This is a genomic window from Amycolatopsis sp. lyj-346 (genome assembly GCF_046548975.1).
GTDB lineage: Bacteria > Actinomycetota > Actinomycetes > Mycobacteriales > Pseudonocardiaceae > Amycolatopsis.
In genome coordinates this window covers 372,953-397,475 of sequence record NZ_JAJPWT010000005.1, presented here as the reverse complement: position 1 = coordinate 397,475, position 24,523 = coordinate 372,953, and the positions used below count along the sequence as shown (strand labels likewise).

Here is a 24,523-nt window from a genome sequence, read left to right as displayed (position 1 = left end):
GGTGGGTTCGCGGTGGCTGAGGTCGAGGTCCTGCGTGCGAGCGTGCTGGCCGCGCTGGACGAGGGCGGCGCCGGGAGCGGGGTCGACGTCGTCGGCCGGGTGTGCCGGGCGTGCGTGCGCATGCTGCCGGTGGACGGCGCGGCGGTGTCGATCATGGTCGACGCCGGGCACCGCGAGATCGTCTACGCCAGTGACGCGGTGAGCATGGCGCTGGCGGAGCTGCAGTTTTCCCTCGGTGAAGGGCCGTGTTTCGAGGCCTACGTCACCGGTGGGCCGGTGCTGGTGCCGGATCTGGCGGCCGGGACGCCGTCGGCGTGGCCGGTGTTCGCCGCGGAGGCCGCGGCGCACCCGGTGGCGGCGTTGTTCACCTTCCCGGTGCAGATCGGGGCGGTGCGGGTGGCGACCCTCGACACCTATCGTCCGACGCCGGGTTCGCTGAGCCCCGGTGAGCTGTCGACGGCGTTGCAGGTGGCCGACGTCGCGGCGCTGGCTTTGTCGGGGTTGCGGGACGGCGGTGGTCGGTGGCTGGACGGGGACGGGCAGTGGATGGAAAGCGCGGGGATGCGGTACCGGGAGGTGCACCAGGCCACCGGGATGCTGATCGCGCACCTGGACCTGTCCGCGTCCGCCGCCTTGGCCCGGTTGCGGGCCTATGCGTTCGGGCACGGCCGTTCGCTGCTCGAGGTTGCGGGCGACATCGCGGCGGGAAGGTTGCGGTTGGACGAGGCATTCGGTGGGGATTCGCCATGAGGGCAGCTGATGGACGAGGAGATGGTGGGCATGGCCGACCGTGAGCGACAGGTGACCCGTGCGTTCGTTGCGTTGGCGGACACGTTGGTCGATGACTACGACGTCGCGGATTTGCTGCACACGTTGGTGGTGCAGTGCGTGGAGTTGCTCGACGTCGCGGCGGCGGGGTTGACGCTGGTCGACGAGCGGGGCGGGCTGCAGGTGCTGGCCTCCTCCACCGAACAGGCGCGGCTGATCGAGCTGTTCCAGTTCGACATCGACGAGGGTCCCTGCGTGGATTGTTTCACCACGAGCGCGCCGGTGTTGGTGGCCGACGTTGCCGCGCAGGCGGCGCGGTGGCCGCGGTTCGCGGCCGAGGCGGCCAAGGACGGGTTCGCGTCGGTGCACGCGGTGCCGATGCGGCTGCGCGGGCAGACGATCGGGGCGTTGAACCTGTTCGGGCTCAACGCGGGAGAGCTGTCGGCCGACGACGTGGCGCTGGCGCAGGGGCTGGCCGACACCGCGACGATCGGCATCCTCCACGAACGGGCCTTCCGCCGGGGAGAGATCCTGTCCGAGCAGCTGCAGAGCGCGTTGAACAGCCGGGTGATCATCGAGCAGGCCAAGGGCGTGCTCGCCGTCACCGGACAGCTGAGCATGGACGCGGCCTTCCAGGCACTGCGCGGCTACGCCCGGCGGAACAACCTCCGCCTCAGCGCCGTGGCCCGAGCCTTGGCCGAGCGCGACCTGGCACCCGCAACTGTCCTCCTCCCCGCGGCGACCGCCCACACTCTCAGCGAGTTGTAGTCCTTTGTGGACGCCAGAGCCGCTGGCTCCGGTGCGGTCCCCGGGGTTCGAGGGTTCGATTGCCGCACTGTTCGTCCATTGTGGAGTAAGCTCCCCGGGAGCTCCCGGGGAGCTCCCTGCGGTTCCGCGATCGCCGGGAAGTTCGCGAGCGGCCCGGTGTGCCGGCTCCGTGGCACCGGGCTGCGGGCCTCGGCGTGTCCGAGGGCTGGTGAGATCGGCACGCCGCTGAACACCCTGCTCACCCAGCGGATCGAGGCCGCCGGTCAGGGCCGGGGGAGCGGCGTGGCCGTCGGCCTCGGGGATCCGGCCGCAGTCCGCTGGCGTGGACATGAAGCGGCCCCTACCGCGTTCTCGCTGGTAGGGGCCGGTTTTGCGTGTTCAAGAAGGGTGCCCTCGGCAGGATTCGAACCTGCGACACCTGCCTCCGGAGGGTTAAGAACGCTCCATCGCATGGATGCGCCCTGACCTGCGCGAAGGCGCGGCTTGCGTCGTGTCGACCCCGGCCGTTGGGCACACATTGGGCGTAGCGTTCATGCAGCAAGCCCTTTAAGTCGCCCTCGACCGCTGTGGTCACGCGGGCGACCAACCCGATCCGGCGCCTCGTGCTCTGCACGGGGACAGGTCTGGCTGTATCGACCAGTGGTGGCCGTGACCTGCGCCAACTTGCGAAAGTCGAACGTGTGTTCTACTTTCGAGGAAGCGGCGGCGGGACGGGCAGGGAAGTGCCTGCCCCCCACGCCCTGTACGAGGAGCACGCCATGGTCACGAAGTACGAGCGCCAGCTGGAACGCGCCGAAGAAGCCAAGCGGATGAGGAAGCACGCCGACGAGGTGCATGCCGTCGGCTCCAGGGTGCCGTTCTGGCGCCTCGATGACTCCGGCGACGAGATCATGATCCGCGACCTCGACGGCACCCCGCTGGTCACCTTCCATGGAATGTACGCGTCGGGGATGGCGCGCTGGTTCGAGTTGGTCGGCCACCGCACCGCCGGCATGGCGCTCGCCGAGCTCATCCGTGCGTCCACGGGCAGCGCCGAGCACGCCCCTGGCCGTGATGCGGCGCGGCAGCTCCTACAGGAGATGAAGCTCGAACCCAAACCCACCCGCTACCGCCGCCGCTGAGGACCGCATGGACGCTCCTGACCTGACCGCTGCAATCACCTACGTCATCGCCAATCAGCCCAACGCCGTCGACCGCTGGCACGTCCTGTCCGACATGACCGTTATCTACGAGCGTCGCCCCGGCGAGTTCGAAGAGGCACGCGTGCTCACGGCGAGCACACTTCGCGACCGCCCGCTGTGGGCGGAATTAGGATCCGAGCCGGGTCGCTAGGCTCGCGTGATTGGCGTTGTGCTAGCCGGGATTCGAGCCTGTGAACCTTGCTCTAATTCGGCGACGGCCGGGCCTGTGACGGAAAGATCAAGATTGTCTCCTAAGATCGGCGTCATGGTCATTAAGCGGCGAGACACTACGGCCGGACAGCCCGTCCGCCGTCATCTGGGGCACGTTTCGGTGAACACTGATGACCTGCAGGCACTTATTGATCTTCTGCGCTCGCGCCCTGAGGTTGACGATGAAGTTCTCGTCGAGTTCGATGAGGGAGACTTCACGGAAGGTAAAGACCTTAGGGCATTGAGTCAGGGAAGCCTTCGGGATCTCCGGGTTAAGGCCGGAGATCTCATAGTTCATCTTGGCGAACGGCGAGCGGAAGCTATCGGCCCGGGAGAGTTAGTAGACTTCGTCTTCAATGCATGGGCACGATCCAGGCAGACTTCGAGATATCCTGAATCATTCAGGAGTGGAGATAAGTTCTACCCTCGATTATCGATGGCTATCTCGGCTCTCATGGCTGTCGGATTGTTGATCTATGTAGCGATTAGTCTACCTGTGATGGACGGCTTGCATGCCACTCTTGTTGGGGCGGTCATCGTGGTGCTGTTTGGCTTCGAGGGTTGGCTGGGTTACTTCTCAAGTAAAAAGGCTTTTCATGGTACGGCATGGGCTGTGATCAGGCCCTATAGTGCACATGAAATTCGTGAGATGGATTCCAAGAAGACCGTTGTCCCGCTGTGGTCGTTGATTGTTGCAATTCTTGCATTCGCTGTTTCGTCAACTTTTCTGATTTTGAACTACCTAAAATAGGGTGAAAGTTAACCCTGAATAGCGGGCGGCCTTCGGCATTTCGTCGGCCGGACTGTAGCGGTCCGCTGACGTCTGTCAGCGTCCACCAAGATTCGCTGTCATGTCAGACAGGGGGAGTCCGATGCAAGTTCATGCCGCGCCCTCCTTTGCAGTGCACGCCGCGTGCCGCTTTGCTCACATTGCCGACTCGACCTGGGCTCTGCGTCGGTTCGCCTCGATGGGCGCGTTACGGCTTTGCCGACTTCCGGACGGCATCCCGCAGTATGGCGGCAGCCCTGGCCAATGCCCGTGCGCGCTCATGCTTTGGCAACGTGACGCGCTCGGTGATGGCTTCGATGTCCTCCGTCAGTCGGCGGGCATCTTCAGCGGTCTTGGTAACCTCGGCGACTGTGACAAAATACTCGTATGCTTCGGAGTGGCGGCGCTCCTGGTAGCCGTGCATTGATGCGGATTTCGGGTGAAAAAAATCCCAGTATGTGTGAACATACCTATTTCGCAATGAAATCAATCCCTTGGCCTTCCGTAGAAGGGTCAGCAAGGCTTCGGTCTCTTGGGTAGAGAAGGGCCCTTCTGACTCAAGGACGCTCACGCATCGGTTGCGCAGCCAGTCTGTCGACTCGCCTTGCGACAAGAGTCCTGCCACGTAGCCTGTGCCAGGTTGAACCTGGACTGACAAGAGTGAGCCGAGTGCTCCATCAAGGCGTCCGAACTCGAAGACAAGGCGCCCAAGTCCTTCGAAGAATTCCTTGGGTACTTCGCCGGTCTCGATCTCTTCGTAATTGCCGTCCGCGGTCATTCCTGGATTGTAGCGGGCGCGTTGCACGGATTCCGCTTCCTCTGCCGGCGGGCGTGGATGTGAGCGTCGTTCAGTAGATGCTCGGGCATGTCGACGGGGCTATGACCCTCAACGTGTACGGGCACCTGCTTAGGACCGCCTCGATGAGTCCGCAGAGGGGGTCTTTGCCCGCTTTAGGGGTGCGCCAGCCTGGGCTCCTGGTGCCCGAGCCAGCGGCCGTGTGGATCGACGCGCGCACACGGCTTGCAGGGCGGCAGGACAGTGGCCAAGATCGGGGGTGTGAACGAACTGGTGCTGACGGCCGAACGTCGTGATGAGCTAGCAACCCTGCTTGCCGATGAACAGCGGTTACGCGCCGAATACCCAAAGGTGGCCGACTACCTCGACATGGCGCCTCGGTTGCAGGGAACGGGTGATGAGCGGGTGGACGCGGCTTTCGACCTTCGGTTCGTCCACTACATGACCGCCGATGCAACTATCAGCTCGAACCCGTACTGGGACATCGTCGCGCCGTTTGTGTTCGAGCACGGTGGACGTCGCGTAGTCAACGGTGGTCAAGCGACCGGCAGCAGCCGACTCGGCTATGCGGCGATGGTCTTGCAATCCGCCTACGCCTACGCGATTCCATCGCCGGAAACCCTTGAATGGGTAACAGCATCTTCGTCGGGTCGGTCGCTAATTGAGTTGGGTTCCGGTAGGGGGTACTGGGCTGCTCAGCTCGCCCGGTGCGGCCTTACGATCGACGCATACGACGTCGAACCCCCAGGCGCGGAGCAAAACCTCTCGTTTCCAGCTGCAAAGGGACAACGAGACGAATGGCACAAAGTTAGAAGCATGGAAGAGTTCGAAAGTCGCAAAGAGAGCCAGGGAGATTCAGTTATCTTTCTCTGCTGGCCACCGGGATGGGGTAGCGACATGGCATCTAAGGCCCTCATCGATTTTGAGAACGCCGGTGGTACCGAGATCATATTTATCGGTGAGCCGCGAGGCGGAAAAACGGGGGATGAACGGTTTTTTGAACTGTTGTCGGAGGGATGGAAGATCGCGTCACAAGACGCGAACTTCGTGTCCTGGTGGAACTTGAAGGACGTTGCCCAGTATTGGACCAAATCCTAGGCTGCGGCTGGGGTGGCTCGATTGCCACCCCGGCCGCAGTCAACGGTCTGGGCATCGAAGTACTGCCGTCTAGTTCCTTTAGTCGAGCGTCATTCGGAAGATGAACGCGTCGTAGCGATCGCGCGGATAAGATACGTCCGACACCATGACCACTCGCCCGTCTGCGTCAATAAAGCGCTGATGAACTGACTTGACCAGTTCTCCCGAGTTCACTCGCAACCATTGTGCGTGATCGGCCGAGGGAATCCGGTCCGCAATCGTCTCCTCTAGGGTTTTCGCCGTCGAAATACCCTCAATCTGCGCAGGCTGGTAGGTGTCGGAAATTGAGATCGGCTGCCCTCCTTCCGAGGCCCGCGTGATAACTCGGGAAACTTCCCGCCCTACTTCTAATCCGAGCGCTTCGGCCGTTTCTGCACTAGCCGAAACTTGGGCAACATCTCGTTCGATCTGGATCTCTCGGTCGGACTCGTTGCCGAAAGATGTCTCGGGGTCCTGCATTTGTCGCTCAGGTGAGATTCGCACCAAGTTGGTCCGACTCGCAACGAATACGCCTCGGCGACGGACGGAGCGAACGAGTCCCTGATTCTGCAATAGCTCAACGGCCTTACGGACAACAATATCCGAAACGTCGTTTCGTTCTGCGATTTCCGCGTAGCTCGGCAACTGAGTGCCCGGCGGGAGTTCCCCTGTTCGGATGCGACGCGCGTAATCGCCTGCGATCGTGACGTATGCCGGCTCGGCCACAGCCTAATCCCTTCATCGAACTCGGTAGTTCGGGATGGTCGCGCACAGTATACCCAACTTCGTATACGCAAGCGATGGGCCGCCAGGGCGTCGCCTCGATGTCTCGCCGTTTGGGGGGCTGTCGGACGGGCTTGCCCCTCGACAACTTGCCTTTCCGCAGGTGGGAGCCGCGCACGGTAGGCCGAACGAGTGAATCTAGAGACCTACGTATACGCAAGCGTTGTGCGTATACGTAGCTGCGTATACGTTGATTCGTGTCAGACAACGCCGAACCAACGGAGCAAGACCATGAGGTATGCACAGCCCAGCCGCCGCCAGGTCGAGATGGCCGCCGAAGAGCTGGACTTCGACGTGTTCGCCGACAGCGGCAGCCTGGCTGCTGACGTCGCCCAGTTCGTGTCGGTGGACCTGCTCGCCGGTGTCGACCGCCGGAGCTGTGCGGAGCAGGCTCGGGCCGCTGCGTGGCTGGATGAGGTGGCCTGATGGTTGACCGTCTGTTCGTTCCGGCCGTGTTCGCGGGTGTGCTGGCCACGATGCCGCCGGGGTCGGCGGTCGCGGAGGACCGGGCGCACTGGCTGGACGTCGCCTACCGCACGATGCGCGCGGAGTTCTCCGGGCCGCACGGGCTGGAAGCGATGCGCCTGGCCCGGGTGTTCCGGGCTGCCCTCGCCGACGTCACCGCCGAACTCAACCCGGCCGCCTGACCACCGCCATTCTTCGCTGTCTGCGCACTTTCCGCGCCTGATCCACAAATCTTCGGCATTCGTCCCGGGGCAGAGCTATGCCCGCTCCCGGTCACGGATCGCCTGGCCGAAAGGGATTCCGCTCATGTCTTGCACGCTGATTCAGGTGATCGCGGCCCGGCTGTCGGGCCTGGCCGACACGCTGACCCGCAACGCCGCGGTGCTGACCGGGGCGGGCCTGCCGGAGGTCGTGACCGGTGTCCGTGTCGCGGTGTACGGCGACGTGGCTGCTCAGTTGCGGCTGTGGATCGAGACGGGCCCGCAGACGGCGGCCAACCCGCTGGTCGTGGCGCTGGCGGCCGACGACGCGGCCGGGGTCGCGGTGGGTGTGGCGCGGGAGTTCGAGGCGCTGGCCGGGCTGCTGGCGGCCAACGCCCGGCTGCTGCTCCGCCGCACCGGCGACGTGGTGATGCACCGCCGCGCCGGTGTCTACCGGGACGTGGCCGCCCAGCTGCGGATCTTGGCCGCCGATGAACGCCAGGCCGCGGTGGCGACGGGTCCGCGGACCAGCCGGCCGCCGCTGTCGAACACTGCGCCGCTGAGCCCGATCGTCCTCGCGGCCACCGTCCGGGCCCCGCGGGTGCGTCCGGAATTCCTGGAGCCGCTGATCGCGGCGATCGCGGCCCGACGCGGGCGGGGCTGGTCGGTGGCGCGGCTGACGCTGTGGCTGCGCGCCGCGCTGCGGGACCCGCAGACCGACCACGCCCACCCGTGTGCCGACCGGACGTTCGTCAGCTACGTCACCCGCCTGCTCGCCGGGCCCGCGCACGGCATCGCCGCCGCCTGACCCCGCCTGCCCTGTCAAACCTGCTCGCTTGCTGTCACAAGGAGTCCTCGATGTCTGCTGCGCTCACGACGCTGACCGGGGTGGCCAAGCTGACCACGGTCGCCCGGATGTTCGTCCGGGACACCCCAGCTCCGGAACCGTGCTTCCTCACCCTCAACCCCCACGACAACCAGATCGAGCTTCAGCCCACCGTCCCCACCAGGCGGGACCCGGTGGCGGTGCTCGGGGCGCTGCTGATCTGGACCCACCGACTGACCGGGATCGCCGGCAGCTGGCGCCACACCCGCAACGGCGCGCTGTTCATCGAGCTCACCGGCCGAGGCCCGGCCGGGGTCCGCATCCAGGTCTACAGCTCGATCCCGTTCACCCAGACCGGTGGACACGTGGCGTTGGCCGCGGGGGCGGGGGAGTCGGTCACCCCGGACGAGCTGTACCGCCTCGCCCTCGAAATCCGGAAAGGACAGTGACCCATGAGCCTGCTCGGTTCGTTCGCGGCCAAACTGGCCGCCCGCCTCGACGATCGTCACCCGGTGTTCTACGCCGCCGACGTGGTCCTGTTCGCCCCGGCCGACGGGGTGTGGCACGTACTGCTGATCGAACGCGGTTGGCCCCCGCACCGCGGCCGGCTGGCCTTCCCCGGCGGCCACGTCGAACCGCACGAGACGTCGGCAGAGGCCGCGCGCCGCGAAGCGGCGGAGGAAACCAGCCTGGACCTGACCGACGTCGCGCTGGACCGCATCGGGATCTACGACGCGCCGGGCCGCGATGCCCGCGGCCGGTACGTGTCGGTGGCCTACGGCGCCATGCTTGAGAGCATGCCCGCGGTGGTCGCGGGGGACGACGCCCGGCTGGCCGCGTGGCTGCCGCTGCGGGTGGCGGCGCGGATCGCCGCCGGGGCCGGGTTCGCGTTCGACCACGCGGTGATGCTGCACGACGCCGCGGCCCGCTTCAGCCTGCCCCTGGAGCCCGGCGTGGGCGGTGGGCGATGACGACCGTGACCCACCCGGCCACCGGCGTGCTGCTGGGGCCGAACGTGAAACTCGCGCTGGAGCTGATCTACGACTCCGCCGACCCGTGGGCCGTGAGGCTCCTGGCCGCCGGCCGGGAGTGGCTGTTCGCCCGGGACCTGCTCGCTTCGGGATGCAACGAGCCGGCCGGGGACGGCGACGTCCAGATCCGCCCGGACACCGGCGGTGACCTCAGCCGCGTGGTGGTCGCGCTGTCCTCGCCGACGGGGGCGGCGGAGGTGGCGGTGCCGCGTGGCGACGTCGAAAGCTTCCTGGACACCGCCGAAGCGCTGGTGCCCACCGGTCACGAGTACATCGACTGGGCGATCGAGTCGGCCCGCCTGGCGGGCGGCACCGCGGCCTGACCCCTCCTGCACCGCTTCATCCACTGTCCAGACAGGAGCCGACCATGACCAAACACGCGATCACGATCGAGTTCGACGACGACGCGGTCACCAACAACTCGGATGAGCACTTGGCGTTGCTGTGGCACGTTGCGCAGGCCAACCCAGCACCGCACGGCGACCGCGCCGCCGGTGACGCGGTTGAGCGTATCGGCCGGGAGATCATCCGTCGCTGGCTGCGCGCCACCCCGCCATCGCTGTGGCACCACCAGGGGCACTCCTACTACTGGAGCCACCTGTGCCGTTTCGCCAAGTACGTGGACGGCACCTGGGTTCCCCGAGACACCGAACTGCCCACCACGCACAGGGAGGCGACTTCGTGAGCGTGTTCGAGATCGCGAAGGAGCACGGATCGTGGCGGCTGGCCGGGTTCGCGCTGGCGGTGCTGCTGTTCCTGGCGTTGTCGCTGCTGCGGTGGCCGCTGCTGCTGGTCGCGCGGGTGCTGCTGGCTGTGCAGTCCGGGTTGGACGCCCGGATCACCGCAAGTTTCGCCGGAGCGGTTCCGGTGTCTCCGGAGACCGGGTGAAGGGAGAAACACGATGGCAGGCAAGACGTTGCGTCGCCGCGACCGCGGTGAGGTGACCGAGACCGGCGGCGGCCCGGTCGTCGACCGGGCGATCGCCCGCGTCGGGTGGTGGCTGCCGGAAACGGTGGTCGCTGCCGCGCTGGCCGGGCTGGTCCTGTGGGCCGGGATCGACTGGCTGGTTTGGCCGATCGCCGCGGGGCTGGGAGTGCGGATCGGGTGGGAGTGGCCGCTCACCCGGCGTTCCGCCCAGCTCATCACCGCCTTGGCTGCGGCGATCGCCGACTGGTGGCGCCGCCGAAAGCACCGGCACGAGGACAAGGGATTGGCCGACGTGACGGTGCCGGCCGGGCACGAGCGGGACGAGGCCGCCTCGTGACCACTCGCCAGAAGTCATGAGGAGTGTCGAATGTGGCAAACCGTGATCACCGTTGTAGCCGCCCTGTTCGGCACCATCAGCGGGACCGTGCTGGGCAGCGTGCTCAAAACCCGGGCGGACACCGCCGCCCGGGTGCACGAGTGGCAGGTGTCGATCGTGGGCATCTTCGGAGACCTGATGTCGGCCCTGTCTTCGCACTACGCGGCGATGTGGGACCTGGAGGCCGCGCGGATCCGCGACGACCAGGACGAGATCGACGTCGCACTCGCGGCGTCACTGGTCACCCGTGATGCCATCACCCGGCCGCGCACGCAGCTGGTAGTGCTGGCGCCGCAACTGCTCCCCGAGATCAACCAGGCGGTGGCAGCGGTGTACGCGATGGACACCGCGCTGGAGACGGCCCGCACCACCGAGCAGCTGACGGTCCGACGCCTGGCAGCGAAGGCTGCGCTGGAGGTGCTGGAGACCACGACGGCCGCGGTCATGAACGGTCTCGGTGCGGGACTGCCCGGCGCTGACCGCCTGGCCCGACGTCACGCGACCGCCGGGGCCGACAGCGCCGCGGGCGGACGAAAGCGGAGAGGAGGTGAACACTCATGACGCTGTTGGGCAAGGTCGGCGGCGCGGCTGCTCTGTTCGTGGTCGCCGCGGTCGCCGTCGGCTACACCCGCGAGGGCGGACTGGACTTCGGCGACGGGGTCGGCCTGGCCGCCGACGCCGGACCAGGGGTGGCCGACATCCCCGGCCCGTACCTGAGCAAGTACAAGGCGGCGGCCGGCACCTGCCCGGCCCTGGACTGGGCACTGCTGGCCGGAATCGGGAAGATCGAAACCGACCACGGCCGACTCAAGGCCCCGGGGGTCCGCTCCGGGGCGAACTTCGCCGGCGCGGCGGGGCCGATGCAGTTCCTGCCCGCCACCTTCGCCGGGGTCCGCAAACGCCACCCGGGCCTCGGGGGTGACATCTACGACCCGGCCGTCGCGATCCCCGCGGCGGCGCACTACCTGTGCGACTCCGGCCTGGCGGCCGGGGACACCCGGCGGGCGATCTTCGCCTACAACCACGCCGGCTGGTACGTCGACAAGGTCCAGGCCCAGGCCGCCGCCTATCGTCGCGCCTGACCCGCCGACGCCGGGCGGCTCGGGGGCCACGCCGCCGTCCGATGGACGGCGGGCGCTCGCGGGAACCTCCGATTTGGGAATGGTGTCTCGAGCATGAGACAGCCACCCTGGTGGACGCAGACCCACGACCCCACTGTCCACCCACGACACCTGTAACCCCGTTTTCGCGGACGGTTTCTCCGGCCGCACTCCACTGCACCACCGTTTTCACCCGCACCACCCGGTGTGGGTGGCTTCGTGCTGCCCACATGCCGGAGCTCCGCCTGCTCCGCCTTCCTGTTGCGCACCAACCACCCTTGGAGAAAACCATGTCGAAGTTCATCGCGTTCATCGTCGCCGCCGTCTCGGCCTGGCTCGCCTACGGCGCGTTCAGCCTGCACCAGAAGGACCCCGCCCACTACGGCACGACCTTGCCCCTCGCTCTGGGCGCGGTCGCGGTGATCTCGCTGCTGTTCGTCTTCGCCGGTGGCAAGGCCAAGGCCAAGTCCAGCCGCCGCTGACCCGGCGCCTCCAGCCGCCTCGCCCTCGCTGCATCTCGTTCGCCGCAACCACGCTCGACTACCCCCTTGGGAGAAGACCATGCGGATCGCCGCGTACATCGTGTTCGCCCTCTCGGCCTGGCTGACCTACGGCGCCAACAGCCTGCACTACAAGGACCCGGCCCACTACGGCATGGGCCTGGTGTGGGTCCTGTTCACCATCGCCGCCGTCAGCGGCTTCTTCGCCGTGCTCGCCACGGACAAGGCCACCACCCGCTGACCCCGCACCACCCCAGCCCCGGGTTCCGGGCGGCGCCCACCGACGGCCCGCCCGGAACCCGGCACCACCGCCCACCCGCGACACCTTGGAGGGCTGCTCGTGGATCGCCCGCCCCGCGCCTACCCGCTCCCGCCACCGGAGAACGACCCGCGGTTCACCATCGGCCTGGTCCTGGACGTCGCCGACGTCCTCGCCCGCCACGGGTACCCGCCGCTGTCCGGCGGCGGGGACGACCACGTCCAGCTGCAACAGGCCCTGTTCCGGTTCCTCTACACCCCGTCCACCTGAACCATCCCGAAAGGACTGATGCCCGTGCGCATCACCTCGGTCCTGGTCGTGCTCGCGGCGGCCACCCTGCTCTGTTCCGGCTGCAACTCCGAGCCCGCTACCACGACCACGCCGGCCACCCACGGCCCCAAGTGGATCGTCGACCACGTCGCGACCGCGGACGACCCAGTCACTGGCGGTCCGGTCTACACCGCCTACTGCGCGCGGACGGAGACGATCAACCCCGCCCACGTGCCCACCGACGACGAGCTGGACCCGGTGAGCATCACCGATAACGAGTACCGCCGGTTGCAGTCCGGCGACGCCTGCCCGGGCCGCCGGTAGCCAGGCCCGCACGACCCCAACACCACGACCGCCCCCAGAAGGGACTGATGCTGCTTGCGGATCATCATCGGCTTGATCGTGTTCGTCGCACTGTGGACGCTGTACCTGATCGGCTACCGCGTCACCGCGCCGCCGGACCCGGCGCCGCTGGCGCCCGGCACGAGCACGTGCCCGCCACCGCCGGAAACCACCGCCTCGACCACCGCCGCGACCCAGTCCGGCGGCGGGGCCGGCATGGTGGCCCGGCCGATGCGCGGGTGGTCGTGCCCGGCGGTCACCTCGACCATGACCGTCACCGCCGTGCCCGCGCACCAGTGAGGTCCGGCCCGGACCTGCTCGGTTGGCGCCACCCGCGTTGCAACTGACCACTGTGGACACCCCCGCGCCCGCGCTTCGGGTTCGGGGGTGTCCGTTCCTGCCCCTTCGACTGGGAAGGCCACCACCATGTTCGGTTTCGGCAAGAAGAAGCCCAAGCCCGCCAGGAAGTCCACCGCGCGCAAGGCCACGCCCAAGCGCGCCACCACCCGGAAGGCCACCGGCGCGAAGAAGGCTGCCCCGGTGCGGAAGGCCGCGGCGCCGCGGAAGTCGCGGGCGCTGTGCGTGGTGTGCCGGGAGCGCACCCAAACCAACACGACCCTGCGGATCTGCGGTCGACGGAGGTGCGCCGCCGAACTGCGGGCCCGCTCCCAGGGCAACACGGCCGCCGCGAAGCCTGCCGCGCCGCGGCGAGCACCGGCACCGCGTCGCGCGGCAGCCTCGCGCACCTGGACCGCGTCCACCGTCGCGCCGCCGGCCGACAGCAGCCCGGCCGGCTGGCTGCGGGACGCTCTGGCTGACGCTGCGCGCTCCCAGATCAGGGATTGGAACCACCGCCACCGGCAGTGGCGCGACGAGATCGCCCGCAACGCCGCCGCGCTCAACCGGGCGGCGGCGCTGCTGTCCGGGCCCGACCGGGCGGTGCTGAACGACATCGCTGCCACCGTCGCGGCCATCACCGACGATCAGATCGGCCGCGCCGCCGACGCGGACACGCGGGCCAAGCGGCCCAGCAGCACCGCCGCCCGCCTGCTGGCCCTCAGCGAGCGACTCGCCGCGCTCACCGCGAAGTACGAGCGAGCCGGGGTCATCCGCGTGACCCGCTCCTAGCAACGCCGCCTCGAACCTGCTCGGTTGGCGGCCCGCACGACGCCCGCCGCGGCTTCACCGGCGCCCCGATGACTGACCACTGTGGACACCCTGCGCCCACCGTCCGGGCGCGAGGTGTCCCTCTTACCGGAAGAGGTTGACCATGAGCTGGCAGGAGGAACGCCGCGCGAACCTGGCGGCGAGGGCCGAACAGGCCCGGCTGGATCAGGCCGCGGCCACCGGCGACGAGATCGCGCGGATGAAGGCGGCGAGCGACGTGGCCCGCGCCGACCGTGAGCTGGCCGCCGAACTGGAGCAGAAGGCGAAGGACGCCGCCGCGCTCAAGCGCAAGCAGCGCCGCGACGACCGGAAAGAGCGGTGGGAGAGGATCGCCGCGTTCGTCCGCGGTCACGTGGCGGATGTGCTGATCTACAGCATCGCGGTGGTGTCGTTCGTGATGGCCGCCTCCGCGATGGCCGGCTACGGCGCCGACGTCTACGCCTCCGGCGTGGGCAGGCTGCTGCCGCTGATCACCGAGCTGGGCATGTGGGCCTTCGCCGTCTCGGTCCAGATCGTCCGCCGCAAGGACCGGACACGGTCGGTGTGGGGCCTCAAAGTCGGGGTGTGGGTGTTCGGGACGCTCGCGTTCGGCACCAACGCCGTGCACGGCCTCGCCCGCGGCTGGGACGCCATGGTGATCATGGGCGTGGTGTCGGTGGCCGGCGTCATCGCTCACCAGCTGGCGATCGCCGACCCGCCCCGCTCCCGCGCCCAGAGGGCGGCGGACAAGCTCGCCGCCGCCCAGGTCGCCAAGACGAACGCGGCGGCACGCGCGGCACTGAAGATGGCCACCGCGCAGATCGACGCAGACGGCAACGCCCGCCTCACCTTCGCCCCCGGCACCTACCAGGTGAAGCGCCGCCGCCTGATCGCCGTGACGCCGGACCTGGACGTTCCCGGCCCCCCGGACGCCCTCGACGCGGCGATCGCCAACCTGCTCGATTCGAGCGGCCCTACCACCGGTCCGGACCGTCACAGCGACGGCGAGCCCGACACCCAGCCTGGGGGCGGGGTCGCCACCGCCGACAAGCCTGCCGGCCCCGTCGACGACACCACCCCGGCGAGCCCGGACCGGTCCGCGCAGAGCCCGGCGCCGCGTACCAGTGGCCGGGCCGGTCGGTCCCGCCCGGCGGGGCGCCCGACCGGGGACGCGCACATGGCGAAGCTCCGCAAGCGGCTGGACGAGGCCGTCGCCGCGGGCGAGCTGGACCCGGCCACGGCCACCCCGTACCGGATCGCGAAGACCCTGCACTGCGGCAAGCCCGCCGCGAAGAAGCTGCGCGCCGAACTCGACAACCCCACCCAGCCCTGACCGCACCCGACCCGGCATCCCGCCGGTCTGGTCCGGCCCGGCCCGCACACCCGCACCCGGGGTGTCCGGGCCGGGTCCGGTCCGCACCGGAACCCGCCGCACGAACCCGGCCGCGGAACCGAAGAAAGGACCACCCCAACCATGACGCAGGACAACACCACACCCCCCGGGACCGGGGACAACACCACGCCCGACCCGAACAGCACCGGCCCGGACCACACCGCGGACACCGGTCCCCGGACCGGTCCGGAGAACGGTTCCGACGGCGGTCCCGACGGGTCCGGCACGGTTGTCCCGTTCCGCCGCCCGGCCCCCGGAACCGACCAGCAGACGATCGAGGGAGAGGTGATCGAACCGGGCACCGAGATGACCGTCGGGGCGGTCCGCCAGACCTGGGGGACCCGGGTCGTGCGGAGCACGGGCCGGGTGCTGGCCGGGCCGTCGGATGAGACCCGGGCCCGGCTGGCGGAGGCCACTGTGGAGTTCTCGCACACCGCCGGGCACCGGATCGGGACCGGCACGCGGACCGGTTTGCGGACGGCCGGCCGCGGGTGGCGCTTCACCCGCCGGCACGCCTCGATCATCGGCAAGGGCATCGAGGCCGCCCGGCAGCGCAAGCGCGCGGACCGGGAGTACACCGACCTCAAGGCCGCCCGCGCCGAAGCCCGCGCGTCCGGTGACCACTCCGCGGTGGAAGCCCTGACCCGGCAGTACAACGAGGGCCGGCACGTCACCGTCGACACGATGCGCAAGTGGGCCGAACTGGTCTGGGGCGTCGCCTGGCGCACCGCCGCCGCGCTCGGGGTGCTGTTCGTCGTCTCGGTGGTGGTCGGCCTGGTCAACGGGCTGGGCCGCTGGCTGGGCGAGTTCAACGCCACCGACGTGCTCGCCGTGTGGCGCGGGGCGCTGGCGTTCGTCTGGGCGGTCGGGGTGTTCGTGGTGACCTGGTGGTGGGCCATCCCCACTGCCGCGGCGCTGGTCAAGCTGTCGCGCTGGTGGCGTGACGGCAACCGGCTCGGAGAGCAGGTTTTGCCCGTCCACCTGCGGAAAGATGCCACCCGCAACCTGCGGGTGGAGCTGTCGGAGTCCGCGGTGGTGGCGGCGCTGGCCAACATCAACAACGGCAAGCTCAACGCGTCCATTAAGGACGGCTGGCCCAACCGCGACGGGGAGAACCCGTGGGTCCAGCCGCCGATGATCGACGGAAAGGGCTGGTCAACGAAGATCCGGCTGCCCCAGGGCGCGCCGGTGAAGGCGATCGACAAGGCCAAGGAGATGCTCGCCCACAACCTCGGGTGCCGGCCGATGGAGCTGTTCATCCGCGCCGACGAAGACGACCCGACGGTGCTGGACCTGTTCCGGCTCAACCCCGGCGCCCTGCGAGACCCGGTTGATGCGTATCCGCTGCTCAGCGAGGGTGCCACCGACTACTGGAGCGGGTTCCCGGTCGGGGTGAACCTGCGCGGCGAGCCGATCGTCGCGGACATGCCCGAACGCAACTTCGTGATGGCCGGGGCGCCCGGCTCGGGCAAGTCCACCCTGATGATCACCCTGGCGACCGGGGCGGTCCTGGACCCGCTGGTGGACGTGGACGTGTTCGTCTTCGCCGAGAACAACGACTACGAGGCCCTGAAGCCCTGCTTGAAGACGTACTCGCCAGGCGCGGGGGAGGACAACGTCAACGCCGCCCTGGACCACCTCCAGGCCCTCTACGACGACCTGACCGAGCGGGGCCGGCTGCTGCAGAAACACAACGTCAGCAGCGTGCTGGAGGCCGGACGGGAGATCGTCGCGAAGGAGCCGGGGTTGCGGCCGCGGATCGTGGTGCTGGAGGAGTGCCAGCGGCTGTTCCGCCAGGACAAGGCCGAGGACCGCAAGCGGATCGTGAACCTGGTGATCAACCTGTTCATGGCGAGCCGCAAATACGCCGTCCACCTGGCGTTTCTCACCCCCAGCCCGTCGGACCAGAGCCTGCCGCGGGACCTGGTGGCGATGTCGACCAACCGCGCGTGCGGGGCGGTCAACGGCAACAAGGCCCGCAACAACGCCGTCCTCGGGGAGAAGGCCCACGAGGAAGGGATTTCGGCGCTGGACCTGCGACCCAAGACGAAATCCGCGCTGAACGACTGCGGGACGCTGATGACGGTCGGGTTCATGGATGAGCCCGGCGCACTGCGCAGCTACTTCCTGACCGAGCCCCAGAAGGCCGCCATCGTCGCCCGGGCGCTGGAGGCCCGTGGCGGTGCTTCCACCACGGCGGAGGTGGAAGTGGTGCGGGATCCGCTGGCCGACATGCTCGCCGTGCTCACCGAGATGACCCCGCGCGAAGGCGAGCAGCACCCGCGGGCGGCAGCCGTCGCCGCGGCGCTGGCGGCCCGCTGGAACCACTACAGCGGGTGGCAGATCAAGCAGGTCACCGACCTGCTCGCCGCCTACGGCTACAAGGTCCCGACTACGGACCGTCAGTATCCGGTCGACCCGTCGCGGGTGGCGGACGTGCTCTCCGCCCGGGACGCCGTCGGCGCCGAATGAGTCTGCCCGGGGCCGCCCGCACCCACCGAAATCGGGGGTGCGGGCGGCTCCGGCGGGGCCGACTCATCCACCGCATTCGGCTCATTCCGACGCATTCGCGCTGATCAAGCCGCTGACCAGGTAACTCATCCGCAAAATGAGCCAACTCATTCGCTTTCGCAAAACTCATCCGGCGACTCATTCGCAACTCATCCGCCGCCGGGCCCGCACTCCGGGCCGCGGCGCGCGGCGCACCCCACCAGGCTGCCACGCAACGTAGCCGCCGGGTGGAGATGTTCGCGTCCACGCTCGGCACGGGCGGACCGTGTCCGAGGACTACTGAAAGTGATGGAAAGCCTCATGGTCATGACGTCTCCGGCCGCGTCGCGGCTGTCCGCGCACCACCAGCCCGTCACGTCGCTGCGCACGCGGTGGGGGTGCCGCTCGTGCGGGGCCCGCAACCGGATGCGGCAGCGGGTGTGCCACCGCTGCTGCCAGAACCGCCCCCGCCACTGACCTTCGACCGGAAGGAAGTCCGCATGAGCGACACCACCGGCCGCTCGGCCAGGCTCGCCGTGCCCGCGTTCGTCTCGGTGCCGTGGCTCGAGTATCGGGCGCTGGTCGCCGACGCCGGCCACTGGCGGCTGCTGAACACCAGCCCGCACGTGGCGGAACTGCTGGCGGAATGGGTCGAGTGGGACCGCCGCCGCACCGCCCGGGAGACCTCGAACGCGGTGGCCGCCGCCGCCGACTGGCGGGCGCTGGCCGCCGCGCCGACGTACGCCGAACTCGCCGCCCGCCGTGCCGTGGCCACCACTGACCCGTTGTCCCCGGACCAGATCCGGGCCCGCGCCGCCGCGTCGTGGGGACAGATCGAGGAGTGGATCACCGCCCGCCGCCCCGCCGCCTAACTCGCCGACCTGGAAGGGAAAGACCTCCATGACCACCACCGAACCCGTCGGCACGGTCGCCGACCGCCCCCGCACCCCGGTTCCCGCCGGGGAGTCGCAGTTGGTCGAGCTGGCCGCCGCGTTCCACAACGGCCTGGCCCCCATGGTCGGGCAGAGGACCGCCGTGCCCGGGCTGCTGCTGATGCCCTACGCGACCGGCACGCCACTGCGCTACACCGGCGACTGGTGCCTCACCCACGCCGCCACCGGCGCCCGGGTGTCCCTGCCCGCCGGCCACCTGCACACCCGCGAAGCCCTCCGCTGGCTCGCCGGGCGCGGCGTCGACTGGACCCAGCCCGCCCCGGCAATCCTCGACGACCCGGCCGCCAAGGACGCCATCACCGCGCTGTTCTACGAGCTGTGGGAGGCCCGCGAGGACCACCGTCCACTGGTCTACGCACGCACGTCGTGGCGGGAGTGGCCGCCGCGCTACCGCATCCGCCACCGCGGCATGGTCTCGATCGAGGCGTTCGACACCTTCGAGGCCGCCGCCGAACTCGCCGACGACGCCGTCACCATGCAGGACGGCGCGCTGCACCTGCACCCCGACGCGGAGATCTACCGCGAGCACCGCGGACCCGGCTGGGGACTGCGCTGTTGCTCGATCGACTGTGGCGACTCCTCCTGGCTCGTGGACTGGGCCGCCGACGAATGGCACGCCCTCGGTACCCGCACCGACATCGCCGACCTGGCCCGCGAGGAGGGCTGGGCCTGGCATCGGGGCGACTACTGGACCTGCCACGGGTGCACCCGCCAGTACCACTGACCACATCGGACACAGGGCCGGGCACCACGTGGTGCCCGGCCCTTCCCTATGCCCACCGCAGGGAGGTGACAAGTTATGGCACGCCGGTATCCGTGGGTGCTGGCCCCGGTGCCCTGGTCGAACGAGCTGGAGTTCACCCGGGGCCGCTGGCACGGCAAACCCCTGCTGTCGCACAACACCGCACCGCGGAACCTGCTCGCTACGCGCCGCCAGCTGCGCGCGCTCGGGAAACGCCCGGGCGGGCAGGACCCGGTGGCGTTCCTGTACTTCCGGTGCCGCAAGGCCGCCAAGATCGTGCACGCCAACCTGTACCTGATCGCCGACGCGAAACCGGTCCGGCCGATGACCCCGGCCCGCGCCGCCGCGCTGGCGAAAGCGATGGCCGCCCGCCGCACCTGCCGTGAGTGCGGCGAGACCGGGTGGGCGGAACTCCCGCGGGCGCACCGCACCTGCGAAGCCTGCCTCTACCGCGCCGGCCTCGCCCCGGACTCCTACCTGCACGACTACCTGATCGGCGAACCCACCCTCGACGCAGCCGGCCACGCCGCGCTGGCCGCGTCCTGACCCCGCGGAGGAAACCGATGACCCTCACCACCACCGATACGCCCGCGAGATCCGCGCCTCAGCTGGGGCTGGGCGGGACCCGCAGCAGCCACCGCTGGAAGGGCGTGCCCGGCAACTTCGACAAGCTCAACTGCCGCGCCCTGTTCCCCGCCGACAACGAGTGGGGAATCCCGCTGCTGCCGCGGGCGACGTTCGAGCCTGCTCGGTTAGTGGCCTACACCGACCGCCACGCCACCAGCACCGCCGGGCCAGGCGCCGCGGTGCACTTCTTCCTGGACGACTACCGGTTCGAGGTCGTGTGGTCCAAGCCGGAGCGGGGCCTTCCCCGCTGCCAGCGCGTGGGTGCGGCGCTGACGCCGGACTTCAGCCTGTACCGGGATATGCCGCTGGTGATGCAGCTGTGGCAGGTCTACCGCTCCCGCTGGTGCGGCGCCTGGCTGGGCCACCACGGCGTCACCGTCGTCCCGACCATCAGCTGGTCCACACCGGACTCCTACCCCTTCGCCTTCGCCGGAATCCCGGTCGGCTCGGTGATCGCGGTGTCCACGGTCGGGGTGTGGCGCGACCCGGCGGCCCGGGAGCTGTTCGCCGCGGGCTACGCCGAAATGCTGGACCGCCTGGACCCGGCGCTGGTGCTGGTGCACGGCAAGCCCCCAACCGAGCAGGCCCAGGCCGGGACGCCGGTGCGGTGCTACCCGTCGCGCTGGGACGGCGGTGACCGGTGATGGGCGGGAGAGGCTCATCCCTGGGCAAGGGCAACCGGCCGCCCGCCACCAGCGGCAGCGGTGGAGGGGGCCCGGCGCGAGTGGAACCGGCCGTGCCCGCAGCCGAGCAGGCTCCAAGCGGGAGCGCTGATCCCGCCAGCGTGGACGACGAGCTACCCGACGTCGAACAGTCGACGGCAGCGGCTGTGGCCGCGCGGCTGCGGGAGACGGCGACCACGGAGCAAGGCGCCGCCTACCTGAAGGATCAGCAGCTCGACCGGGAAACCCTGCTCGCTGTCGCCGGTGAGCTGGGGCTGACTCGGATGGACCGGCTGAGCAAGACGAAGTTGCAGGAGCGCGTCCTGAAACAGGCGATCGGTGCCCGCAACAAATTCCGCGGCCTGCGCGAAGGCTGGCAAGAACAGCGCGACCTGGTCGTCACGCCGGTGCCCGCGGAACCTCAGCACGCCACCGAGCCGCACACCGCAGAGGCGCCCGGTCAGGTGGACGTCGCACCCGCCGCCGAAGCAGACGCTGGCCCGCCGCCAACCCAGCAGACACCCACCCCCGTTGCTACCGAACGTCCTACATCGGCGGTGAACGCCAACACCGAACAGTCCGCGGCAGCGGCTGTGGCCGCGCGGCTGCGGGAGACGGCGACCACGGAGCAAGGCGCCGCCTACCTGAAGGATCAGCAGCTCGACCGGGAAACCCTGCTCGCTGTCGCCGGTGAGCTGGGGCTGACTCGGATGGACCGGCTGAGCAAGACGAAGTTGCAGGAGCGCGTCCTGAAACAGGCGATCGGTGCCCGCAACAAATTCCGCGGCCTGCGCGAAGGCTGGCAGAAACAGCCGGTCAATTCGGCAGCGCCGCCGCGCTCTACCGAGGCCCGTGTGCGCGACGCGGTGTCCAAGCTGGCCGCGGAAGGCGCATGGGTCGGGCTCGCGGAACTCCGCAGGGAACTCGGGGACGTCGACCACACCGAGGTGACCCGGGTTCTGCGGGACATGAACCGCAACGACCCCAACGTCCACATGGTGCCGGAGGACAACCTCAAGGCCCTGCGAGCCGAGGACCACGCCGCGGCCGTCCATATCGGCGGCGACGACCAACACGTCATGCGGATCGAGCGCCCACGCGACACCAGCGCCAAGGACCGCGTGCAAACCGCCGGCGTCGGCAACGCCAGCGCGGACGACCTCGCCCAGGCACTGCGGGACCCGCTGATCCCGTCGCGGACCTACGACGAGATCCGAGCCGAGCAAAAGCGCCGCGGACTCGCCTGAGGGGGGCCTCGGGCAGACCTGCTCGGTTCGCGAACGGCTACGCGCCCGCACCCCCATCCAGTCCCACCACCGTAAGGAGGAGAACCATGAAGATCCGCATCATGGGCACCCGCGCCGAAACCGACGACGCCGTCAAGGTGTTGCGACTGGCCTTCGACGTGCTGGAGGTCTCGGACTTCCGGCCCAACCGCGGCGACTCCCGGCTCGGCCGGGTGTACGTCGAAGCCAACCCGCCGGCCGACCCACTGCCCGGCACCTGAACCTGCTCGACCGACCACACAGGACACCGAGTCGAGAGGCCGGGCACCGCGCGTGCCCGGCCTCTCCCGTGTCCACCGCCGTTCCCGCAGAAGTCCAAGCGCAAGCAGGTCCGCGGCTGGGGCAACGCCGTCCCGCCGGCCATGGCCGAAGTCCTCGCCAGCGCCCTGGTGGAGACCTTCTCCGGCGGGCCGCTGGAACCGGCCACCACCTGAGCAGGTTCCCGGCGTGAGCACCCCCGCAGTCCTCACGCCCGCCCCATGCCTGCCTGCACGACCACGAGAGATCGCGGAGGTACTCGATGTCCGCAGAAACCCACGACAACGTCCGGCACCTGCCCCACGCCACCCCCAGCAGCCCCGACGCGGCGGGGCCGGCGGCGATGGCCGCGCACCTGTGGCCGGACAAGCCCGCCCCGATCACCACCCTCGGGACGCTGGCGCCGTTCCCGGTCGCGGCGCTACCCACGTGGCTGGGCGCCTACGCCGAAGCGGTCGCCCACACCATCCAAACGCCGCTCGACCTCTCCGGCGCCCTCGCCCTGGCCACTCTCTCGACCGCCGCGGGTGGCCGGGTCATGGTCGAAGTCCGCCCGTCCTGGCGGGAGCAGGCCACCCTGTTCACCGTCGTGATCATGGAACCGTCGGCGCGGAAATCGCCGGTGTTCACCGCGATGACCGAACCCATCCGGGCGCTGGAGAAGCTGCTGCGGGAGGAGGCCCGCCACTCGATCGAGACCGCCAAGATGCACCAGGCCATGGCCGAATCCGCCCGCGAGAAAGCCGCCAAGGAGGTCGCCGCCCTCGCCGGGGACCAGCTCTCCGACGACTCTTCCCGGGAGGAGGCGATCGCCGACGCGGTCGACGCGGCGCTGCGGGCGGAGGCGATCGCGATCCCGCACGCCCCGCAGCTGATCGTGGACGACGTCACCCCGGAGCAGGTGGCCACAATCCTGGCCGATCAGGGCGGGCGGCTGTCGGTGCTCTCGGACGAGGGCACGGTGTTCGGGATCGTGGCCGGCCGCTACTCCGGCGGGGTCAACGCCGAAGTGTTCCTCAAGGGCTACAGCGGCACCGAGCTACGGGTCAACCGCGGCAACCGCGCCGAACACGTCCCCCGCCCCGCCCTGACCATGGGCCTGACCATCCAGCCCGCCGTGATCGAAGACCTGCCGGGCAAGCTGCGCGGCAACGGGTTCCTCGCCCGCATCCTCTTCGCCCGCCCCGCCCCGCTGTCCGGACGGCGCACGATCCGGCCCGGCCCGATCCCGGCCGACGTCGCCGACACCTACATGCACAACATGCTGGCCCTGGCCACCGAGTTGCACGGCTTCGAGGAACCGATCACCCTCACGTTCTCCCAGGCCGCCGATGACCTGATGGCCGACATCGAAACCGAGATCGAACCCAAGCTCGACCCCGAGAACGGGGAATGGGCCGATATCGGCGACTGGGCCGGGAAACTCGCCGGGCAAACTGCCCGCATCGCCGCGCTCCTGCACCTGGCGGCCCACCCCAACAACGCGTGGAACCACCCGCAGATCTCCGCCGACACCGTCGCCGACGCCTGGTGCATCGCCAGCTACTACGCCACCCACGCCCAAGCCACCCTCGCCAAGATCGGAGAATCCCCCGCCGTCGCCGTCGCCGAAAAGATCCTCGACAAGGTCACCGCCCGCACCTGGCCCCACGGCCACCGCTTCCAGGTCAAGGACCTCTTCAAGGCCATTCGCTGCAAAGCCATCCTGACCATGAAGGACCTGCAAGCCGGCCTCGACCTGCTCGACGACCTCGGACACGTCGCCGCCGAACCGGAACCCGTCCTCGCCCGCCGGGGACGCCGTCCCAGCCCCTTCTACTGGCTCCACCCAGAACACCGCCGCTAGCACCACCGGCCCGGCCCGGGCACGCCTCGAGGCCCGGCCGCGCCGGACCCCTCCCACAGAAAGCACAGAAAGCACAGAAATCGCGGCAGCCACCGTTCCCGCAGGTCGCAGCCTCGCCGCGACCGTCGTGCGAGACCGCACAGAAATCGCCCGCAAATAGCCCCCGTCGCACAGAAATACCCGGACCTGCTCCGCTCCCGCGGTCACCTGGAGTCACCGCGGGGCGGGGTTGCCGCGCCTGGTGCGGCTGTCGGGGGTATTTCTGTGCGGGCAGGGGGTTTTCTGGGCGAATTCTGTGCGACCCACACCTACCCGTCCGCCAGGCCGCTGAGCAGTACAAACGCAGACCCAGCGGAATTCTGTGCTTTCTGTGCTTTCTGTGCGAGGCCGTCGCCGACCTCTCCTAGCGGCATCACAGAAAGTCACTTTTGTT

At 69.2% G+C, this 24,523-nt stretch carries 35 protein-coding genes; 33 read left to right on the top strand and 2 right to left on the bottom strand.

Going from position 1 to position 24,523, the window contains the following annotated elements; genetic code table 11:
- The first annotated feature begins 12 nt into the window (after positions 1-12).
- The 5 genes from ACLJQE_RS19660 (at position 13) to ACLJQE_RS19640 (ending at position 3,678) form a co-directional block, all read left to right on the top strand.
- On the top strand, positions 13-750 hold the full coding sequence (locus ACLJQE_RS19660; RefSeq protein WP_410640708.1) for a GAF domain-containing protein: 738 nt from the start codon (positions 13-15) through the stop codon (positions 748-750).
- Positions 751-780: 30 nt separating this feature from the next.
- Complete coding sequence (locus ACLJQE_RS19655) at positions 781-1,536, top strand: GAF and ANTAR domain-containing protein (protein ID WP_410640812.1); 756 nt, start codon at positions 781-783, stop codon at positions 1,534-1,536.
- Between the two features lie 758 nt (positions 1,537-2,294).
- Positions 2,295-2,657 (top strand): hypothetical protein, encoded by a 363-nt coding sequence (locus ACLJQE_RS19650; protein WP_410640707.1) that lies wholly within the window; start codon positions 2,295-2,297, stop codon positions 2,655-2,657.
- Between the two features lie 7 nt (positions 2,658-2,664).
- Complete coding sequence (locus ACLJQE_RS19645; protein ID WP_410640706.1) at positions 2,665-2,868, top strand: hypothetical protein; 204 nt, start codon at positions 2,665-2,667, stop codon at positions 2,866-2,868.
- A 114-nt stretch (positions 2,869-2,982) separates the two neighbouring features.
- Positions 2,983-3,678 carry a hypothetical protein gene (locus ACLJQE_RS19640; RefSeq protein WP_410640705.1) on the top strand — a complete coding sequence of 232 codons (696 nt, stop codon included), beginning with the start codon at positions 2,983-2,985 and terminating at the stop codon, positions 3,676-3,678.
- A gap of 226 nt (positions 3,679-3,904) precedes the next feature.
- Here ACLJQE_RS19640 and ACLJQE_RS19635 read toward each other — a convergent pair whose 3' ends face one another.
- Positions 3,905-4,474, bottom strand: a complete 570-nt coding sequence (locus ACLJQE_RS19635) for a hypothetical protein (RefSeq protein WP_410640704.1) — start codon at positions 4,472-4,474, stop codon at positions 3,905-3,907.
- A gap of 279 nt (positions 4,475-4,753) precedes the next feature.
- Between ACLJQE_RS19635 and ACLJQE_RS19630 the strand changes: the two genes are divergently transcribed.
- A complete protein-coding gene (locus ACLJQE_RS19630) occupies positions 4,754-5,590 on the top strand; it encodes a hypothetical protein (protein ID WP_410640703.1) in 837 nt (278 codons plus the stop codon).
- A gap of 78 nt (positions 5,591-5,668) precedes the next feature.
- On the opposite strand, the gene ACLJQE_RS19625 is transcribed toward ACLJQE_RS19630, so the two are convergent.
- Positions 5,669-6,334 carry a GntR family transcriptional regulator gene (locus ACLJQE_RS19625; RefSeq protein ID WP_410640702.1) on the bottom strand — a complete coding sequence of 222 codons (666 nt, stop codon included), beginning with the start codon at positions 6,332-6,334 and terminating at the stop codon, positions 5,669-5,671.
- Between the two features lie 288 nt (positions 6,335-6,622).
- On the opposite strand from ACLJQE_RS19625, the gene ACLJQE_RS19620 reads away from it, so the two are divergent.
- From ACLJQE_RS19620 to ACLJQE_RS19490, 27 genes are all read left to right on the top strand, one after another.
- The gene (locus tag ACLJQE_RS19620; protein ID WP_410640701.1) at positions 6,623-6,817 is read left to right on the top strand and encodes a hypothetical protein; all 195 of its coding nucleotides are present in this window, start codon (positions 6,623-6,625) and stop codon (positions 6,815-6,817) included.
- A complete protein-coding gene (locus ACLJQE_RS19615; protein WP_410640700.1) occupies positions 6,817-7,038 on the top strand; it encodes a hypothetical protein in 222 nt (73 codons plus the stop codon). The genes ACLJQE_RS19620 and ACLJQE_RS19615 overlap by 1 nt, the downstream gene beginning before the upstream one ends.
- Before the next feature lie 124 nt (positions 7,039-7,162).
- Complete coding sequence (locus ACLJQE_RS19610) at positions 7,163-7,864, top strand: hypothetical protein (RefSeq protein ID WP_410640699.1); 702 nt, start codon at positions 7,163-7,165, stop codon at positions 7,862-7,864.
- 50 nt (positions 7,865-7,914) lie between these two features.
- On the top strand, positions 7,915-8,331 hold the full coding sequence (locus ACLJQE_RS19605; protein WP_410640698.1) for a hypothetical protein: 417 nt from the start codon (positions 7,915-7,917) through the stop codon (positions 8,329-8,331).
- 3 nt (positions 8,332-8,334) lie between these two features.
- On the top strand, positions 8,335-8,853 hold the full coding sequence (locus tag ACLJQE_RS19600; RefSeq protein ID WP_410640697.1) for an NUDIX domain-containing protein: 519 nt from the start codon (positions 8,335-8,337) through the stop codon (positions 8,851-8,853).
- The gene (locus ACLJQE_RS19595; protein WP_410640696.1) at positions 8,850-9,236 is read left to right on the top strand and encodes an SsgA family sporulation/cell division regulator; all 387 of its coding nucleotides are present in this window, start codon (positions 8,850-8,852) and stop codon (positions 9,234-9,236) included. Before ACLJQE_RS19600 ends, ACLJQE_RS19595 begins: the two co-directional genes overlap by 4 nt.
- Positions 9,237-9,280: 44 nt before the next feature.
- A complete protein-coding gene (locus tag ACLJQE_RS19590; protein ID WP_410640695.1) occupies positions 9,281-9,598 on the top strand; it encodes a hypothetical protein in 318 nt (105 codons plus the stop codon).
- Positions 9,595-9,801 carry a hypothetical protein gene (locus ACLJQE_RS19585; protein WP_410640694.1) on the top strand — a complete coding sequence of 69 codons (207 nt, stop codon included), beginning with the start codon at positions 9,595-9,597 and terminating at the stop codon, positions 9,799-9,801. Before ACLJQE_RS19590 ends, ACLJQE_RS19585 begins: the two co-directional genes overlap by 4 nt.
- 13 nt (positions 9,802-9,814) lie before the next feature.
- Positions 9,815-10,177, top strand: a complete 363-nt coding sequence (locus ACLJQE_RS19580; protein WP_410640693.1) for a hypothetical protein — start codon at positions 9,815-9,817, stop codon at positions 10,175-10,177.
- Between the two features lie 30 nt (positions 10,178-10,207).
- Positions 10,208-10,777, top strand: a complete 570-nt coding sequence (locus tag ACLJQE_RS19575; RefSeq protein WP_410640692.1) for a hypothetical protein — start codon at positions 10,208-10,210, stop codon at positions 10,775-10,777.
- Entirely contained in the window at positions 10,774-11,298 is a 525-nt protein-coding gene (locus ACLJQE_RS19570; protein WP_410640691.1) for a lytic transglycosylase domain-containing protein, read from the top strand. The genes ACLJQE_RS19575 and ACLJQE_RS19570 overlap by 4 nt, the downstream gene beginning before the upstream one ends.
- Before the next feature lie 308 nt (positions 11,299-11,606).
- A complete protein-coding gene (locus ACLJQE_RS19565) occupies positions 11,607-11,798 on the top strand; it encodes a hypothetical protein (RefSeq protein ID WP_410640690.1) in 192 nt (63 codons plus the stop codon).
- Positions 11,799-11,877: 79 nt separating this feature from the next.
- Positions 11,878-12,057, top strand: coding sequence for a hypothetical protein (locus ACLJQE_RS19560; protein WP_410640689.1), 180 nt, complete (start codon positions 11,878-11,880; stop codon positions 12,055-12,057).
- 99 nt (positions 12,058-12,156) lie between these two features.
- Complete coding sequence (locus tag ACLJQE_RS19555) at positions 12,157-12,345, top strand: hypothetical protein (RefSeq protein ID WP_410640688.1); 189 nt, start codon at positions 12,157-12,159, stop codon at positions 12,343-12,345.
- Positions 12,346-12,363: 18 nt separating this feature from the next.
- Positions 12,364-12,669 (top strand): hypothetical protein, encoded by a 306-nt coding sequence (locus tag ACLJQE_RS19550; protein WP_410640687.1) that lies wholly within the window; start codon positions 12,364-12,366, stop codon positions 12,667-12,669.
- Between the two features lie 54 nt (positions 12,670-12,723).
- On the top strand, positions 12,724-12,987 hold the full coding sequence (locus tag ACLJQE_RS19545; RefSeq protein WP_410640686.1) for a hypothetical protein: 264 nt from the start codon (positions 12,724-12,726) through the stop codon (positions 12,985-12,987).
- 126 nt (positions 12,988-13,113) lie between these two features.
- Positions 13,114-13,815, top strand: coding sequence for a hypothetical protein (locus ACLJQE_RS19540; protein ID WP_410640685.1), 702 nt, complete (start codon positions 13,114-13,116; stop codon positions 13,813-13,815).
- 142 nt (positions 13,816-13,957) lie between these two features.
- Positions 13,958-15,166, top strand: coding sequence for a hypothetical protein (locus ACLJQE_RS19535; protein ID WP_410640684.1), 1,209 nt, complete (start codon positions 13,958-13,960; stop codon positions 15,164-15,166).
- A 141-nt stretch (positions 15,167-15,307) separates the two neighbouring features.
- Positions 15,308-17,698 (top strand): FtsK/SpoIIIE domain-containing protein, encoded by a 2,391-nt coding sequence (locus ACLJQE_RS19530; RefSeq protein WP_410640683.1) that lies wholly within the window; start codon positions 15,308-15,310, stop codon positions 17,696-17,698.
- A 345-nt stretch (positions 17,699-18,043) separates the two neighbouring features.
- The gene (locus tag ACLJQE_RS19525) at positions 18,044-18,193 is read left to right on the top strand and encodes a hypothetical protein (RefSeq protein WP_410640682.1); all 150 of its coding nucleotides are present in this window, start codon (positions 18,044-18,046) and stop codon (positions 18,191-18,193) included.
- 23 nt (positions 18,194-18,216) lie between these two features.
- The gene (locus ACLJQE_RS19520) at positions 18,217-18,588 is read left to right on the top strand and encodes a hypothetical protein (RefSeq protein ID WP_410640681.1); all 372 of its coding nucleotides are present in this window, start codon (positions 18,217-18,219) and stop codon (positions 18,586-18,588) included.
- 28 nt (positions 18,589-18,616) lie between these two features.
- Entirely contained in the window at positions 18,617-19,393 is a 777-nt protein-coding gene (locus tag ACLJQE_RS19515) for a hypothetical protein (protein WP_410640680.1), read from the top strand.
- Between the two features lie 75 nt (positions 19,394-19,468).
- Complete coding sequence (locus tag ACLJQE_RS19510; protein WP_410640679.1) at positions 19,469-19,957, top strand: RRQRL motif-containing zinc-binding protein; 489 nt, start codon at positions 19,469-19,471, stop codon at positions 19,955-19,957.
- Between the two features lie 17 nt (positions 19,958-19,974).
- Positions 19,975-20,682, top strand: a complete 708-nt coding sequence (locus tag ACLJQE_RS19505) for a DUF4417 domain-containing protein (protein ID WP_410640678.1) — start codon at positions 19,975-19,977, stop codon at positions 20,680-20,682.
- A 140-nt stretch (positions 20,683-20,822) separates the two neighbouring features.
- Positions 20,823-21,947 (top strand): hypothetical protein, encoded by a 1,125-nt coding sequence (locus tag ACLJQE_RS19500; protein ID WP_410640677.1) that lies wholly within the window; start codon positions 20,823-20,825, stop codon positions 21,945-21,947.
- Between the two features lie 86 nt (positions 21,948-22,033).
- A complete protein-coding gene (locus ACLJQE_RS19495) occupies positions 22,034-22,207 on the top strand; it encodes a hypothetical protein (RefSeq protein WP_410640676.1) in 174 nt (57 codons plus the stop codon).
- Between the two features lie 299 nt (positions 22,208-22,506).
- Positions 22,507-24,090, top strand: a complete 1,584-nt coding sequence (locus tag ACLJQE_RS19490) for a YfjI family protein (RefSeq protein ID WP_410640675.1) — start codon at positions 22,507-22,509, stop codon at positions 24,088-24,090.
- Positions 24,091-24,523 lie beyond the last annotated feature (433 nt).